This window comes from Gilliamella sp. ESL0441 (assembly GCF_019469185.1).
GTDB lineage: Bacteria > Pseudomonadota > Gammaproteobacteria > Enterobacterales > Orbaceae > Gilliamella.
In genome coordinates this window covers 1,427,219-1,443,046 of sequence record NZ_CP048264.1, presented here as the reverse complement: position 1 = coordinate 1,443,046, position 15,828 = coordinate 1,427,219, and the positions used below count along the sequence as shown (strand labels likewise).

Here is a 15,828-nt window from a genome sequence, read left to right as displayed (position 1 = left end):
CATAGATTAGTTATTTTTTGCGAATTGCACTGTAACGATAGTTACCGTAACCTAGTACAAACCAATCCGCAGTCCAACAATCACCAAAAAAGATACATTGGGGTGTACCCTCATCAGGTATCGGCATATTCCAATCATCTTCGGTTGCCGCTGTTGGACGATTACTTTTAGGTTGTTTCGCAGTAACACGTGCAATCACATAACTGGCAACAATAACAGCAACAAATTTAGCAACAGCCCACCACATAAAATTTCTCCTAAAATAGTTTGACGATTGTGAACGGTGAAACACCAGGAATATGAGGTTGACCGCCATAATTCAGATGATTTTTGAATTTCTCATCACATGTTTTTATTGTTTTGTCACACCCCGGATATAAATTAATTTTCATTCCCTTTTGTAATCCTTGAGTGCCTCCGAGTATTCCAATAACGTTATTAACATGCGCTTTCAATCCACGTAGTTCTTGTATACCATCGATATAAAATTCCATATATCCGCCTGAAAAATAACCATTATTTACATTAGATATATTGACGGTTATATTTGCTCCATCAAGCGCAATAATTTCGATATTCGCTGCTTTATAGTTTTCTTGTTTAATTCTGCAATTGTGGTCATACAGTGCATAGGGACATGAACGTCCGTATGTCAATCGTAGACCACTACGCTCAAACGAACTGGCTATACTGGCTGTAATCAACTTTGCTTTTTCAATTGATTCACGTTTGACCTCTTGAATTTTTCCAATCCAAATAACCCTAAATTCATTGTCATTTCCGTGGAATTGATACATTTTGATTACAACGGGTTTGGTTGGCGGTACACCACGAAACAATCGAACTACGTCAGACATGGACGGTAATGTAATTTCTAAATTATTGCCTGTTCCAATGCTCAACCCTGTATTACTGATAGCTTCACTTGTCCACTTCATACCATTAAAATCGATATCTCTGTCAGCATTGGTATAGCGATAGTATTTTTGTTCATTACGAATAAACTCGTATAACGTTAATGGTTTGCCATTGTTTGTTGAATACTCAAATTGATTCCAACTCATCACGAACTCCTCGAAAACTGCACGTTATATTTGCTAACCCATCAGCGTCTGTTACATGTTCCCAACTGACAGAGTCTGAATCTAACCGGCATAGCGTTAAAAATGAAACTGACAAAATATCTTCAGCATTTACATTAATTGATTCATTTAGTAATAAACGTTCAATTTTATCAGAAACTACAGCAACGAGTTCAATGCGACGATATAGCGCATTACCATTACATAAATTGATAACAATATCTTTTCGACCAGGCATTAGATCGATTTCATTAAATCCAGTGTTTTCAACTTCAAGAACTCGACCATCAACAGCTAGAACATTAAAATCGCTCGCTTGGCTTGATATCCAAATGTTCTTTTGACAACCATTGAGATAATAAAATAGTTTACGTAACTGCATTTGCTCATTTCGTTCAGTCATAAACCAACGAAATTCTGTTACAAAAAATGGTAATTTTGCTGTATCTAATCGTTTTGGAATGCCTAAGCTGTTGTCTAATTCAAATAAAACACGTTCATATCGGCATTTGAGAGATTCAGACCAATCAGGGGACATAGTCAATACAGGAAAATCTCGATAAACAGGTAGATATGAAATATCGTTACTAAATGCGTTATGTTCGCTAATTCTGAAACGAATTTGTCCACTCAACAGGTCATCATTATGCCGAGTTAATTCTGGCATATCTGTTAGTACGGCTAATCGAATCGGATAAATACAGGCGCCAGCCAAAAACTGAGCTTTCACTGGATTAACCAATGTGATTGAATTTTCATTTATAGAAACAATTTCGAGCAATGCCGATTGATTAACATTATTAATCTCGCTTTTAATTAGCACTTTATTGCCAATAACAAAATCACGACCAATTGTGCTACACGGAAGAATTGTAGCGCCTCTATTAATGTCATCATCGAGATAGGTGACATCCGTAAAAACAGGAAAATACCAAGAATTACCACCCACAAATGCTAATCGGTTCTCAAATCGTGAACGTTCATTACCATTAATTAGAATTGAAAATTCAAACGTCCGACGTGGTGATAATCGCCGAGCAATGCGTTGCTCTGCGCCACTGTACGATTGTAAAATATCGGTTTTCCATTCCAGTATTTCAGTTATGCCATTAGTCCAATCTGGTTCAGCTTGCCATAAAAATATGTTTTTCATGATAACACCTGCTTTAACGTTGGTGCATTAGCATGAATCCACGTCATTAATGCCCTTGAACCATCAACAGAACTAATACCAGACTTCATCATTTCACCGCTATCAAGAACCAGAGTTTGTTGAATGACAGGAGCCGACTGAGCTTGATTTGTTGCGCGTGATGTTAAATTTTCATCATATATATTTGGTGCCTTCGGACTGCTGGCATTTGAAGCTAAACCACCAGTTGCGTAACGATGTAATCGTCCCGTGTTGATTGCATGAAGATAATCAACTCCATATTTTTTAACGGATTCCGCTTTAACAACATATTCTCCGTTAGATAGTTTTGCCGGAATCGAGTCAGACGTTGATGTTCCGGCACCTGTAATATAACCACCTGTTGCAGCAGCTACTGCTGCCGCACCTATAGCTGAACTACCTGCATTTGCACCAGCACTAGCACTTGATGCCGAAATCATTGCTGCACTAATAATTTCACCTGCTGTTGTTCCGGCTGTTACCATCGATGCTGAAATCGTTTCTGCACCAATACCTGCCGACATCGATATTGACTCCCCCATCAATCCAGCGCCAGTCGCGCTACTTGTTGCAATTGCTGTTTCCATCAGCCCTGCAGAAGCAGCAGCACTTGCATTATCAACAGCAGCATCAGTGGCAGCACAAAATAACGAACTACCTAAATTTGATAGTCCATTCATTGCCATATCAGCTAAACCTTTCGTCGCTACTTGCGCCATTGACGATAAAATACTTTGCGCTAGATTTTGTAGGGCATCTTTTAATTCAAATGTGCCTTTTGCTAAAGAATCGAGACTACCTTGGATACCGCTTTGCAATCCACTTTTAAATGCATTTGTGAGTGCATCAGTAGTTTTATTTAGTTCTGCAATTTGTAACTGAAGTGTCGCAAGTGCTTTCTGTGCATTTTCGCCTGCTTGTCCTGGTAATTCAGTCATGGCTTGCAGGATAGGTAAATACTTTGCCAGTTCTTGCGCTGTCTGTTTGTGTAAATCGACTAATTGGCTTTGCGCTTCAACTTGTGTAATTAAACCACTAGTTACTTGTGCTTGAATACTTTGTTCTTTCGTTGATTGACGTGATTGTGCTTGTTGAATTTTGGTGGTAATTTCATTTAAATTCACTTCAGCTTTTTTCAGTGGTAAAATTTGGTCGATTAAATCAATACCTTCTTTATTTCCCGTTTTCTTAAATTGGGCCAATAGATTGTTGTACCATTGTTCAACTGTATCATCACTTGCCTTTGTACCAAGTAATAATTCATTTAACTGTTGCTGTAGTGATAAATTGGTTTTGTCATTTGATAATGAAAAATCAGTTTTTTTGTTTTTTGCCACATTTTTTGCGTCAACTTGTTTCGCTAGAGCAATGGCTCTGTCTTTTTCTGCTTGTGATGCATTTTTATATTGTCCATTGTTGATTTCATACATCACTCGTTGCAATTCTGTTGTCAGTTTTAGTGATTTTTCAACCCCTTTATTGTATTCAAGAATACCTTTGTCAGTAATTTGCTTAACATCTTTATCATATTGACCGCCAGAAAATGATTTACCGTCAATAGATGTTACGTCCTTCGATTCCAGTGATTTACGTCCATCTACTGTTTTCCATAGTGCAGCATAATTTTTTCGTAAATCCTCTAATGCATTAGCTTGTTTTTCAGACTCCGTGCGATTATTTTTCCAAACGTTATTTAATTTGTCTCCTGCAATTACAGCATCTTTTATAATTTTTTGCTGCTCTCGTTGTAAATTAGCCGCATAGTTAGATGGCTTCAGTTTTATTTGTAAGTTTTCAATGTCATTGTCTAATTTTTTTATATCTCTAGCATAAATTTGTAACCAGCCACTGGATGGATTAGTTAATTTCAACTCATTAATTTTTTCTTGTAGTTGTGACTTTGTTTTTTTCAGTTGCTCCAGTTCTTCCTCATCAGATGTTAATGACAAACTATTTTTAAATAAATATGAAACTATATTGCTGCCTTCACTAACATTATTTTTGAAATCTTGCCAATTTTTTGTTAACCAATTTAATTGGGTTGCCATTTCATTTGCACGAACTTCCATAACGGCAGCGTATTTATCTGTGGCGATGGCAATAGCTTCTTCAGTTTTTCCTTGTTCTTCTAATGCACTTATACGTTGATATGTAGCAATATCTAACCAATTATATTGTTTACTGCTGGTCATCGCCCATTTAACAACAGAATCTTCAATACCTTTGAATGATTGAATAGATTCCTGAGCACTTTGTTGAGTGATACTAGACATGTAAGCTGCTGCTGAGGCAATATTTTCAATTGAGTTTGATGATAATTTACCAGACGCGGCTAATTCAGCTATGACCTCACGTGTTTCACTGTAGTTATGATTGATTTTTCCGATGCGTTGGGACATTGCCTCTAGTCCACCAGCTGTGGTGCCTGCATAATTGCCAGTAGAAATCAATGCTCGATTAAACCGTTCGTGTTCTGAAATTATTGTACTAACTACGTGGCACATTTTGTACACTGCAACAATAAACACTCCAACTGAGAGAGCTGCGACATTAAATAGTGGTGGCAATTTTCCCGTCATATTTGCAATTGAAAATAACGAATTACCAATACCATTAAAATTACCAGTAGCTAACTGCTTTGACATCATAAAAAAGCTTCTATGGGCAGATTTAGTATTTACAACCAATTTTTTAGTGCCTTCATTTATCGAATCAACCGTTGATAATGCAGCACGTTGATTATTGATTTTTCCCAGATAATCATCAAACGCATCTCTATCAATTACCCCTGCTTTTCTAGATTTGCGTAATTTACTTTCTAATTCATCTAGGCGGCTTAAACCTTTAGTCGCTGGATCGATACTAGCCAGTAATTTGTCTAAACCTTGACGCAGTTTTTCAACTTCTTTTTGATGCTCTTTCGCGGCTTTAGCTGCTGCCTCTTGAGCCCGTTCTTCAGCTTTTTCTTGTTGCAATAATTCAATAATCGCCCGTTGGCCACGATTCATTGCATCAGTCTGTTTTTCATAGACGTTTTTTAGCTGCTCACCGACGTCATGAATATTTTTTTTAGCACGATTCACGTCAGCCGTGAACTTCATTGCAATATTCATATCGTTATTAGCCATTATTATTGCTCTCCGCGTAACTGTTTTACAAACTTATTGACTTGTTTACCGCCATTAAACCCAACACAAATATCTTCAATTCGGTTGGCTCGTTCTCGATTTTGTAACTTAATTAATTCATCGTAATACAGCAGTAATTGGCGTTGCGTGTAATGCAGTAACTGCTGTGGATCATGTCCGTTTTTAATTAATAGTGTGAAAACCTCACTCCAGCTTACTGATTTGCCTGTTTTGCAGCGTTTTGCCGAATGATTTTGCGGGTTACCGCGTTCATAAAAAAACGAGAATTAACAACCCACCACCAATCAAGTAGTTGTAAACCATCTTCATATGACAACGCTTCAATAAACGAAATCGGTTTTTGAATAGAGGTACTGATTAACGAATAAATTAACTCTAAATTACCCATAATAATTGTGTCGGCTTGTTCAATAGTGATTTTGTTTGTACCGTTCATTTCTGTAACGATTAATGTAACGAACTGGTCAATTTCGTTACCGATTGTTAGTGCATCTTTAAATGAATATTCACGTACTGTAATTGTTTCTCCTGCTAGCACGATTTCACGATTTGGCATTAATGTTGCTAAATCATTTGATTCTTCTTTTGTTGCTGTCACTTTTTCTGCCATGTTATTTACCTGCTAATAAAATTAGATAGTTGAATAATTAGCGGTGACACATCACCGCATAATAAAATAAATTTATTTCGCCTTTTGAACGTATGAGCCAAAATAACCAAGCGAACTATCCTTGTTTTGACTCATATCAGCCAAAACCGTAGCAGTAAGTGGTAATTCACCGTACCCTTCATTATGTAGCAACGAAAAATTCGAAATCGGATTAAATTTAACCCGGAATAATTCCACAATAATGTGTTCATCTTCGCGGTCGGTATTAATACCATCTAACATAAACCAACGTTCAGGTGGTTGGCGTGTGAATATTCCTAGGCTCTCTTTTTTAGCATATGAATAATCTACCGTTGCAGCTAATGCCGTCGTGGTTAATAATTTGATTAATCCGGCATATGTTGATTCAATTTCATAATCAGTACCTGGTATTAAAATTGTTCCATCAGCCGTTTTTAACTCAACATCTGCAACAAATGGATGGGCTAATTTTATGCGGTCACCGACAACTAAACCTTCCGGTAATTTTTCATCAGTAACAATACCTGCCTCAACAATAATCTTTTCACCGTAAAGCGCTAACGCAATGTTCTCGATTGACCAATCTTTTAACGTCAGATTTAAAGTGCCGCTTTTACCCAGTGTTAATTCACCGACTTGTAAGCGTTGTCCTGTGTAGGATTCATTTTGTGTTACCGTTTCAACACTGAGTTCCATTTCGCAAGAATCTGCCGTGCCGACATGCCGAAATGCACCAGGGCGGGCTGGTGAACTGGCGGTATTACGGGTGGCAAGGTTTATGGTACCTTGCAAACTCATTAATAAATCTGACATATCTTTCTCCTAAACTTTTATCGGCTACCAATGAAGTGTTGGGTTTGAAATGAATCAATCCACACTAGTACGCCGTTTTGAAAACCTAACGTTTGCCCACCAACCCAAGTGACTGGACGAACTCCATCAATAAACTGAACTGTTTTACCAATTAACAAATCACGAATCGCGCCAATAACAGGGTTAGCAAGCTGTTTAACATTTTGAATATTGGTTGCCAAACTTGAAGCATCACGTGCAACAATCACAACACCAAAATTAACACTTACTGACTGTCGTGTTCCTACAAGTTTGTCATTCGGTGTTTCTTTACCTAGCAATACATAAGCAGCTGGTGTTGGCGCCGATGTTAAATCGGTTAATTTGCTGTATTCAGCACTGGTACCGACAAACACTAAGGTTTTGTCTTGCAGTAATAACTTGAGTTTGTCCGCAATGACTGATATATCAAACGGTACGCTGCTCATCGTCCAAAATCCCTAAGCGTGTTCATATCAAATACTCTTACCGGTCCAGTCTGTTTTGGTACACCACCTGCGACCGGTAGAGTATCTTCAATACCCAATGAATACTTACCATCCGCAACTTGTTTTAAAAAGCTAATCACTTGCTTGTAATCACGAACTATTGGATCGCTTTTTTCATCAGAAACACGATTGCGATGTAATTTGTAACGAACAATAATGCGTGCCCAATCAGCTAACAGACGTGGTACTTTAATTAATGGTAGTTTGTGCCCGCGTTGACGTAAAAAACCGTTTATCTCGGCTTGCGCATCAGCGATTGATTCATTAATGCGTGAGATTGCTCGATTTGCATTAATAACATCATCAGGTAACCAATTTGAAACATCACCACCATTAATAATGACTTCCAATAAATTAGCATCTACGGGCATTTCACCATCTTGAGCAACTAATTGCGATAGCTCAACGAGTCCTGGACGTTCGGATAAATTTAGCAATGTAATGTAATGAATATTCATCATCTTTACCCAAACCAACGATAAATTACCGTTGGTTGTTGTTCACATTATTAACTGTTTGCTGGAATAACATTTTCAAACAAATAGCCCGCATCTTTAGCCACAACTAGCTCTTTGACCGATTCACCGACTCGAACACGTTGACCACCCCGTAAACCGATATCAGGATCAACAATCGAACCCGAAACACGATCTTTAAATTGAGCTGTATAACCGAACGTCACACCACCTTTAGTATTTGCTAATTTATTGCGTACCGTGAATGATGCTTTATTGCCCCACGCACGAAGTAATGCCGGCGATTTACCTGGTTTTGCACTATTTAAAAATGCATCACCGACATAAATGTCCTCTAGCTCTAATAAGTCAGCTAAAAATCCGAGAGGAACTAAACCACTTTCACCGGCATTTCCATGATATGCTGAAACAATCTTTGGATGACGACGTAATATTGTGGCAACTCGACGTCCTAGTGTGCCGATATTTGGACGCTGAACCATTGAATCAAATGCATCCGTTATTAATGCTACTGGGTTACTATCAGGATTATTCCATTGCTCAGCAGAAGTTAATATTTGTTTATTGTTGTAATTTGCACCATTAAAAAGCAAATTTGCAGCTCTAACCTCACGATCTAACAAAATTAAATCAGTCGTGGCCTCAACGGCATGACCCAGTGGGTTATAGCCTGTAATGGCTGTATCAATATCATCTTGAGGGACAGGGCTATCGAGTCCCCAATCTTCAACTGAACTTTCTTTTTCTTTGGCACTAAACTCAACTTGATTCGGTTGTGACGTCCGACCAACTTTTGTATTAGGCAAAGTAAATCGCTCTGAAAAATCAAATTCAAGCCATTTAAATGATGTGCTAGAAACAGGCACACGGGGCAAAACCTCATCGGCAATTAACTTATTATTACGGTAAGCGATAGCAATTGCAGTCAACTGCGGTTCGACTGGAAAAGGGCGTTGCATATAAAACTCCTATTAAAACGTGTTTATTAAAGGTCATAGACCATTAGTTAAATAAAAGGCTAAGCTTGTTTGCTTGGTGCAATCCAAATAGTGCCTAACTCATCGGCATCACCCACAACTTCGGCATAGCCAATAATAAAATCACCAGACATCGCTTTTTTAGCTCGACCATCGGCATTTGCTGTGATTGGATCACCAATTGCAATTGCTTCGCTATAAAAAACTTGTGCCAACCCACTGCGCACAACATCAAACACTTCACCGTTACCACCACCAACAATTGTTGATACACCGATTAATAATGCGTTACCGTCAATCGCTGTTTTTGCTAGGCCATCTTCACTACCATGACAGACAATCACGCGTGGTTTAACTTCGCCTTCAGCGGTTTTTGCTACTGTTAATCCTGGAATATTCATATAAAAACCTTTTGGTTAAAATTAAAATGATGCTGACATTAATAATCAGCCTGTAATTAATGCTCTTACTTTTTAGCTTTGGTTACATGCGTAACGGCTTGGCTAATTGAAATTGTATTGCCTTTGTCTGCCTGTTCTTTTTGATAGGCTTTGGCAGCATCAGCAATGACTTTTGGATCTTGTTTGTCAACGTTATCTTCACTATCACTAGCAGCCGATTTTTCAGCAAAGTTCATAAAAGCGGGACGCTCTGAAAGTACTTTTTTGATTAAATCAACTGGGGAACTGTTAACAGTTGCATCACCTTCAGCAAATGAAATTGGTTCACTACCCAACGCCATAAATACTTCAACAACTGTAGTTTTATGCGCAGGTAATAATTTTCCATCTTTAACTAGTTCATCAACAAAGGCAGCAAATTCCGCTCGCTTGTTAGTTTGTTCTTTTTCTAGCAATGCTTGTTCACGTTTGGCTAGTTCAGCATTCTTAGCGTCAATTGTTGCTTGTTGTTCGGCAAAGCTAGCGTCTAAAGGTTGTGGCATTTTTTCTTTCTCCTTTTGTTTTCTGTCGGATATTGCACGCAATGATTCAAGGCGCCATTGCGGTAAAAATAGGTCAGCACTGGCAATGCCGGCTTTTTCAATCAGCAGGTCACGCAAATTAGCTAAAATTGAAATCAAATTCTCATCAAATTCTTCATCAGCCATAGAGAATTCAACAGCACCTTGCTCGCCGTCAGATTCGGCAAAACTAACATCAGGCAAACCTTTAATAGCAGGCGCTGCTGCACCTAAAAAACCAATGTGCCGCGCATAGTAATGACCCGGTTTAGGATTGCCTGGTGAATCCGGTAAATAAATTGAAAGTGAGCGTTTTTTATAACTGCCCGCATTATAGGCTTCAGCAAATTCTGGATTAATCTGATCTAACTTTGCATAAACCAAACCATCTTTTACTTCAAATGATTTTGCCCATGCGTAAGCTGGAGCTGTTAGTTTGGGATGGCCGATTACAGCAGGTGCTTCAGATAGCGTTGGATCATAGCTTTCAGCTAAATCAATACAGTTTTCTAAAGTAACTGTGATTTTTCGACCATCTACCGCAGTATGCGTACCAGGTTTAAAAACGGGAATAAGTGCCATAAAAAATGCTCCAGTAAATTGATATAGAGCATCATGACTTATTTTGAGAAAAGGGTAATCTGAACGCGGGCAGATAATTTTTTAATGATTTGAAAAGGGGAACGGCAAAATAATAGAAGAAATATACACTAAAAACTTATTATAAAGCATTTACAACACGATTAAAGCGATTCGTAAATAAACTAATTAGCCTTTTTTAGTAAAGTGGCTTAAAACGCGTTATATTGCGTTTTAAGCAAAACCCAAGTGCTCACGCACAACATCGACCAAGAGTAATTTATCTTGGGCGCTAATGCCAAGCCATGGTCTTGCTGGAATTACCACTTGTTTTACAGGACATCCTCCCACATTTAATGCATTGCCCTTAACTGGTTTAATTGTACCGCCGAACTGATGGATAGCGCCATAAATTAAATTTGTACCGAATAACAAAGTATTACCTTCAATCTGCCAATGCAACGTACTTCTTAGATTACCATCTAGCGTTAAAATTTTATCTTTTTGTTTGGGTTTTGAGTCTTTATACCAAGGAGATAGTTTTTTCCACGGTACACCATCGGGCGATTCCTGGGCATTAAAGTGTGCTTCATGAATATCAAGTAATACTTCGCCCATATGACTAAATAAACTTTGAGTATCATCTATGGCCGCTTCAATATGAAGCATAGCATCAAGCGCATTTTGTATATTAAACTCAATATTTACGCCAGTCATTTTTTCACCTATACTATTTTGAATGTAAGTAAGCAGCTTCTGCCAAAGCCTCAAATCCTTACTTATGCACCTCAATTATGGCAGTGATTGAGGTTTATCGTTTAAACACTCGAACACCAACCCTCAGTTGCTCTAGATAGTCGGGGTTATCAGGCGCAAATGTCGTCACACCGAGCCAACCATCATCACCCACTTCAAATACCGCAAGCATGGGCTTAACTTCACCATCAATCATAAAACGCGAGATATAACGCCGACGAACTACCGATTTTTGTAGATGATCAAAGTATTCCATTCTTGTCCAAATTTCATCAGGCAGTTTTAACGAATCCGCCAGTAATAATAAAAATTGCTCACGACCACGTTTTGTAACTTTCAATTCACCAGTTTTGCTAACAGTGAAAAGCTGTTTACCGATTACTAATGCATCACCGGCTACATCTTTAAAAATAGCTGGCTTAGTTAACGTTGCGCCAAATTCATTTAAGAAAATATTGGCATAATCTTCTTCAGTTAAGCCCTTTTCTAACAGTCTATTTTTGCTTACTTCACGGATAGCTGGCCATTCATCAGTTGCTTTGTTTGATGGTAAACCTCGTTTTAAAGTTGGGTTTGTATCTAATGGATTTGGTACAAAATTATCAAGTCTTGATTGCCCGGGAATATGTTCAAAACTAGGGTCAATTCCTTCAGGTACTCGAACTATTCTAGGATTACCGCTATTTTCACCAATCACTCTATCAACCCAATTTATTGTTGGTGCTTTGTCAGGTTGGTGTTTTCCCATTCTTTTTAAATCACCTTTAGTTCGCCCACGAACACGACATTGACAACCATAGCCATTGGGTGGAAAGTGAGTATTCCACCAAGGATCATTAAAATCTAATACTAGATGATCCCAACTTTGATGAAGTTCTCTAGGGTGTTCAACATAATCACTATGCAAATATTCCATGTATGGAAACTTAGCATCACGTAATTGCTGGTAGCGTCCAGCTTGATAAGATGAATTTAAATTTGTTTCATAGATGATACGAGTACGCCAGTTAAAACCGCCGTTATAACTCCAACCATGACGTTCTACTATCTCAGCAAAGTCTTTACGGAACTCATCCAGTGTAGTACCTTGGCTAATTGCTTTATCAATAGCTGCACGAAAATCATTTAGTAATGCATTACGATTAGCACCCGCAACAACAAAAGCATAATCATGCTCACTGTTGTAGATATCAGCGTAACCGTTTGTGGGCACATTTGCTTTACGCCTGAAGAATTCAATTTGTTCTTTAAATGGCAACGAGCCATATGCCACATTAGCCATTTTTGCTATCCTCAAGTAGTTCTGTACGGCCAGCTAAATTAGCTGCTGTTAATGCTTGAGCCATGACTGCGGCATATTCATCTAATTGCATATCGGGAATTAGCTCAAATAACTTATCACGTAATTCTTCTAATGATTGAACATTATCAACTAGTTCTTTAATTTGATTAATCCATTGGTCGGTGATGGATTGCATCTCAGTATTTAATCGTTGTGACTGAAGTACTGGCGCAAAGTTTTGTTGTTGCTGTTCAGCAAAATCAACATTTTTTAAAGATTGCACATCAATCGGCGATGCTGGTTGTGGTTTTTCTTCCCATTCACCGCCATATGTATCCTGTATATGAGCTAATGTTGGGCGATATCCTGTCGAATCAATTATATTTTTGTCACGCTCTGACATTGATTTTAAATCTGCTGGCTCCTCAAAAACACGTGAAACTTGAGGAACAGCAGCGCCCGGAAAATTCATCTGCGTAAACCATGTGCCTGGGCCACGATTCCAACTTTCACACATCACATCTGAATCTGATTTAGCAATTGACGTCAACACAGCCGCTTGCAATGATTCGTCCCCACCGATTGAACTAGATGCACCGCCTGAAGAAGTGATTTGACCGACTGTTACACGCCGAATAGCTTCGTTCATTGAATCATAGAATGCCTTATAATCGCCAGCTCCAGACCTAGCGATTTGCATTAATTCCAACGTCATGCCTTCTGGCATGATGATGCCTGAATCGGTCTGAATTGCACGTGTGAGTGACAGTAAATCCCGTTTTTGTTCGGTTGTTGCGCCTGTTCCATATTTACCTACCGCAGTTGGCATACCAAACTTTTCAAGAAATATAAGCCAGAACTTAATATCATTGCGTTTAAAAAAGCTTGGCCAGTAAAGCCAGTGAGCAAGTCCAAGTCCATACGGTTCATCATCATGATCAGCACCAGTTGCATAATGCCAAAAATAAGGAGATTCGCATGCAACACCTTCGTGCATATTGGATGGAGTTAATAAACGTAGTTCACCTGTTGGAGTAAAACGGAACCTGCGACGATCGCGAACTTTAATATCGTCGATCCAATACATATTATCTTTGATACCATAAATTAACTCCGCAACAGCATATCCATAAAAAACACCGTAGTGCATTAACTTAGTCACTCGGTCAAATCCCACCGATTTTAGTAACTCACTCATAGCTTCAGCAGCTTCGGTATCAATTGGTTTATCGCCTCCTGGCTCAACTTTCCATTCTTTTGATATTACAGCGCCTTGGCGTTGACCAAATGCAGATATAACTTCATCATCATTTAAAACTTCTTTGTAAATATCTAAACGCCCGCCACCACGATTGCGAAGAACACTATCGTCAGGTTGAGCTAGTGCTCCTACATACAATTTAGTAATATCATTATTTTCACCAGTACCGGCTACTTCACGGCCAGTTTCAACGCTTGGCTTTTTACCTTTAAACCAGTTCAACATTAAATAAATCCTCCGAAGTCGTTACCGCCACGCACCGTGCCAAAGCCTGAGTCTGTTGTTTCAAGTTCAGTGCTACCAGAATACTCATTGAGTGAACGGTAAGAATCACGTGCGCCAAGTGATTGATATTCAATTTCGTACACACCTTGACTTGCTGCATTTAATGCTAAGAAGCCCGCCCATGTTCTATCGGCATGACCATTACTGTCAGAGTCAGCGACAAAACGAGGTTGCCCCGTTGACCCCGTCACTTTTTTAAGTTTATGCAGATCAGCTCGTAGGGCATTATTACCAGCAGGAATGCGAATTTTTCTATCTTGAAATGCTTGTTTACCTTGCGTTGCAAGGGTGAGTTTATTAGGGGCAGTAAAGAGAACACCTTCAATCACCATTTCACCATAACGACGCTTGGCATCTTCAACCGGCTTTTCGCCCATGCCAGTTTGATCCATGCAACCTCTAATGATTCGGTAACGACGAAAAACATCATCAAGTAAGTGATCTTGTTCGGCAAACGAGATACGCTTACGTTCAATAATCTCACGCGTCCAAAAAACATCGCCAACTTGTTCAATCACCCAGATCACAAACAGGTCATTACGGGCAGCAATATCCACGCCAACAAAACACGGGTTGCCAGTGTAGTGCTCTGGTATGCCTGCTTTTTCGTCTTCAACGCTCGTGATTAAATCAAAATCAAGCCAGCTACTGGCTTCATCCAACCATTTAAGTTCAAATTCTTGCGCCCATAAATCATCATCACCGGCACCTTTGCGCAATTCCTCAATATTTCGAGGTAACCCATCATTAACGCATTGATAAATATCTGCTATATGGCGTGACCAGCCATCATCTTTGCCTGTCATAAGTTCATAGAACTTATTGCCTTTGCCATTAGGCGTACTAATGACACGCAGCTTTAATCCGGGTTTCGAAATAACAGGAAACAGTGCCTTCCAAATAGCTCGGCTATCTTGGTGAAAGGCAAACTCATCAAGCAGAACGTTGGCACTAAAGCCACGCGCCGTATCTGGATTAGCAGGTAACGCGGTAATTTTGCTACCACCGGGTAATTCGACTTCAAGCGCCCGAACGTTAGCGTCCCAATCATAATCAAGCTCTTTAAAACCTGCTGACATGGCTCTTAAATGGACTTTTATGCCTTCGTTCATGGCTTCACGGGCTTGGCGTTCACCGCGTGACAAAATAACCCAGCGAGCACGTTTACCCTGCGCTTCAGCACGTAAACAATCGAGTACGATTTGCAACGTACTGGTAAATGTTTTACCGCATTGACGTGAGAACATAGCAATAGCAAAACGGCTAGTGTCGTTTACCCACTGTTTTTGGTAATCATATAATTTAAGAGCTGGTTCAGTATTTTTTGTCATAAGTCATACGCCGCTTTGATTACTTTCGCTAACATTTCAGTTGGTACTTCGCCCGTTTTACCCAGTTCGTCCAATTTTTCTTTTTGCTCACGCAATAACTTGTCACGTGCCGCTTTTTCAATTTCTTGGCGCTCTTTAAAACTAAGCTGCCTTGCTTGCATGGCTTCTTTAGCGGCTTTCGCTAAAAAACTAATTTCCTTGATAGTGATATCTTCTGATTCATGCGCTTTAAATGCTGCACGAGTTGCTAATGTCGTGACGGCTTGCGCAAGCAAAGCACCAGATTTATCATCAACTCTATCACCAAGCTCATCAACCAAAATACGTGATGCCGTTTCAATTTCACGTAAGTTGTTGGTCATTTCATTAAAACCTTTTTGATAGCGGTGAAGACTAGAACGGCTTGGTGTTTCCTCGCAGGGGAATTTTTGTTGCAGTTCTGCAATCATTTCATCTAGAGTAAGCTGATCTGCACGTAGTAATTTTTCAATATAACTACGAACTTCAGGTTCTAGTTTGTGTATAGTTGATTTTCGTCCCATAA

16 protein-coding genes are annotated in these 15,828 nt (G+C 39.1%); all 16 read right to left on the bottom strand.

The genetic code is table 11. From position 1 onward, the window contains the following. Positions 1 to 10 precede the first annotated feature (10 nt). Positions 11 to 247 carry a hypothetical protein gene (locus GYM75_RS06440; protein WP_220215161.1) on the bottom strand — a complete coding sequence of 79 codons (237 nt, stop codon included), beginning with the start codon at positions 245 to 247 and terminating at the stop codon, positions 11 to 13. 10 nt (positions 248 to 257) lie between these two features. After that, positions 258 to 1,064 (bottom strand): phage BR0599 family protein, encoded by an 807-nt coding sequence (locus GYM75_RS06435; protein WP_220215160.1) that lies wholly within the window; start codon positions 1,062 to 1,064, stop codon positions 258 to 260. Then, a complete protein-coding gene (locus tag GYM75_RS06430; RefSeq protein ID WP_220215159.1) occupies positions 1,045 to 2,235 on the bottom strand; it encodes a hypothetical protein in 1,191 nt (396 codons plus the stop codon). Before GYM75_RS06430 ends, GYM75_RS06435 begins: the two co-directional genes overlap by 20 nt. Next, positions 2,232 to 5,384: a phage tail length tape measure family protein gene (locus GYM75_RS06425; protein WP_220215158.1), complete on the bottom strand. Its 3,153-nt coding sequence runs from the start codon at positions 5,382 to 5,384 to the stop codon at positions 2,232 to 2,234. Before GYM75_RS06425 ends, GYM75_RS06430 begins: the two co-directional genes overlap by 4 nt. A gap of 214 nt (positions 5,385 to 5,598) precedes the next feature. Further along, positions 5,599 to 6,015 (bottom strand): DUF6631 family protein, encoded by a 417-nt coding sequence (locus GYM75_RS06420; RefSeq protein WP_220215157.1) that lies wholly within the window; start codon positions 6,013 to 6,015, stop codon positions 5,599 to 5,601. A 72-nt stretch (positions 6,016 to 6,087) separates the two neighbouring features. Further along, positions 6,088 to 6,849, bottom strand: coding sequence for a hypothetical protein (locus tag GYM75_RS06415; protein WP_220215156.1), 762 nt, complete (start codon positions 6,847 to 6,849; stop codon positions 6,088 to 6,090). Positions 6,850 to 6,866: 17 nt separating this feature from the next. Beyond that, complete coding sequence (locus tag GYM75_RS06410; protein WP_220215155.1) at positions 6,867 to 7,316, bottom strand: hypothetical protein; 450 nt, start codon at positions 7,314 to 7,316, stop codon at positions 6,867 to 6,869. Beyond that, on the bottom strand, positions 7,313 to 7,834 hold the full coding sequence (locus GYM75_RS06405) for a gp436 family protein (protein WP_220215154.1): 522 nt from the start codon (positions 7,832 to 7,834) through the stop codon (positions 7,313 to 7,315). Before GYM75_RS06405 ends, GYM75_RS06410 begins: the two co-directional genes overlap by 4 nt. A 50-nt stretch (positions 7,835 to 7,884) precedes the next feature. Next, on the bottom strand, positions 7,885 to 8,811 hold the full coding sequence (locus GYM75_RS06400; RefSeq protein ID WP_220215153.1) for a hypothetical protein: 927 nt from the start codon (positions 8,809 to 8,811) through the stop codon (positions 7,885 to 7,887). Positions 8,812 to 8,870: 59 nt separating this feature from the next. Continuing rightward, positions 8,871 to 9,230, bottom strand: coding sequence for a hypothetical protein (locus tag GYM75_RS06395; protein ID WP_220215152.1), 360 nt, complete (start codon positions 9,228 to 9,230; stop codon positions 8,871 to 8,873). Positions 9,231 to 9,295: 65 nt separating this feature from the next. Then, complete coding sequence (locus GYM75_RS06390; protein ID WP_220215151.1) at positions 9,296 to 10,372, bottom strand: hypothetical protein; 1,077 nt, start codon at positions 10,370 to 10,372, stop codon at positions 9,296 to 9,298. Positions 10,373 to 10,603: 231 nt separating this feature from the next. Next, complete coding sequence (locus GYM75_RS06385) at positions 10,604 to 11,086, bottom strand: phage virion morphogenesis protein (RefSeq protein WP_220215150.1); 483 nt, start codon at positions 11,084 to 11,086, stop codon at positions 10,604 to 10,606. Between the two features lie 94 nt (positions 11,087 to 11,180). Beyond that, complete coding sequence (locus GYM75_RS06380) at positions 11,181 to 12,407, bottom strand: PBECR2 nuclease fold domain-containing protein (protein WP_220215149.1); 1,227 nt, start codon at positions 12,405 to 12,407, stop codon at positions 11,181 to 11,183. Next, entirely contained in the window at positions 12,400 to 13,893 is a 1,494-nt protein-coding gene (locus tag GYM75_RS06375) for a DUF935 domain-containing protein (RefSeq protein ID WP_220215148.1), read from the bottom strand. The genes GYM75_RS06380 and GYM75_RS06375 overlap by 8 nt, the downstream gene beginning before the upstream one ends. After that, positions 13,893 to 15,284, bottom strand: a complete 1,392-nt coding sequence (locus GYM75_RS06370; protein WP_220215147.1) for a terminase large subunit domain-containing protein — start codon at positions 15,282 to 15,284, stop codon at positions 13,893 to 13,895. Before GYM75_RS06370 ends, GYM75_RS06375 begins: the two co-directional genes overlap by 1 nt. After that, positions 15,281 to 15,826 (bottom strand): phage protein Gp27 family protein, encoded by a 546-nt coding sequence (locus GYM75_RS06365; RefSeq protein WP_220215146.1) that lies wholly within the window; start codon positions 15,824 to 15,826, stop codon positions 15,281 to 15,283. Before GYM75_RS06365 ends, GYM75_RS06370 begins: the two co-directional genes overlap by 4 nt. Positions 15,827 to 15,828: the final 2 nt, after the last annotated feature.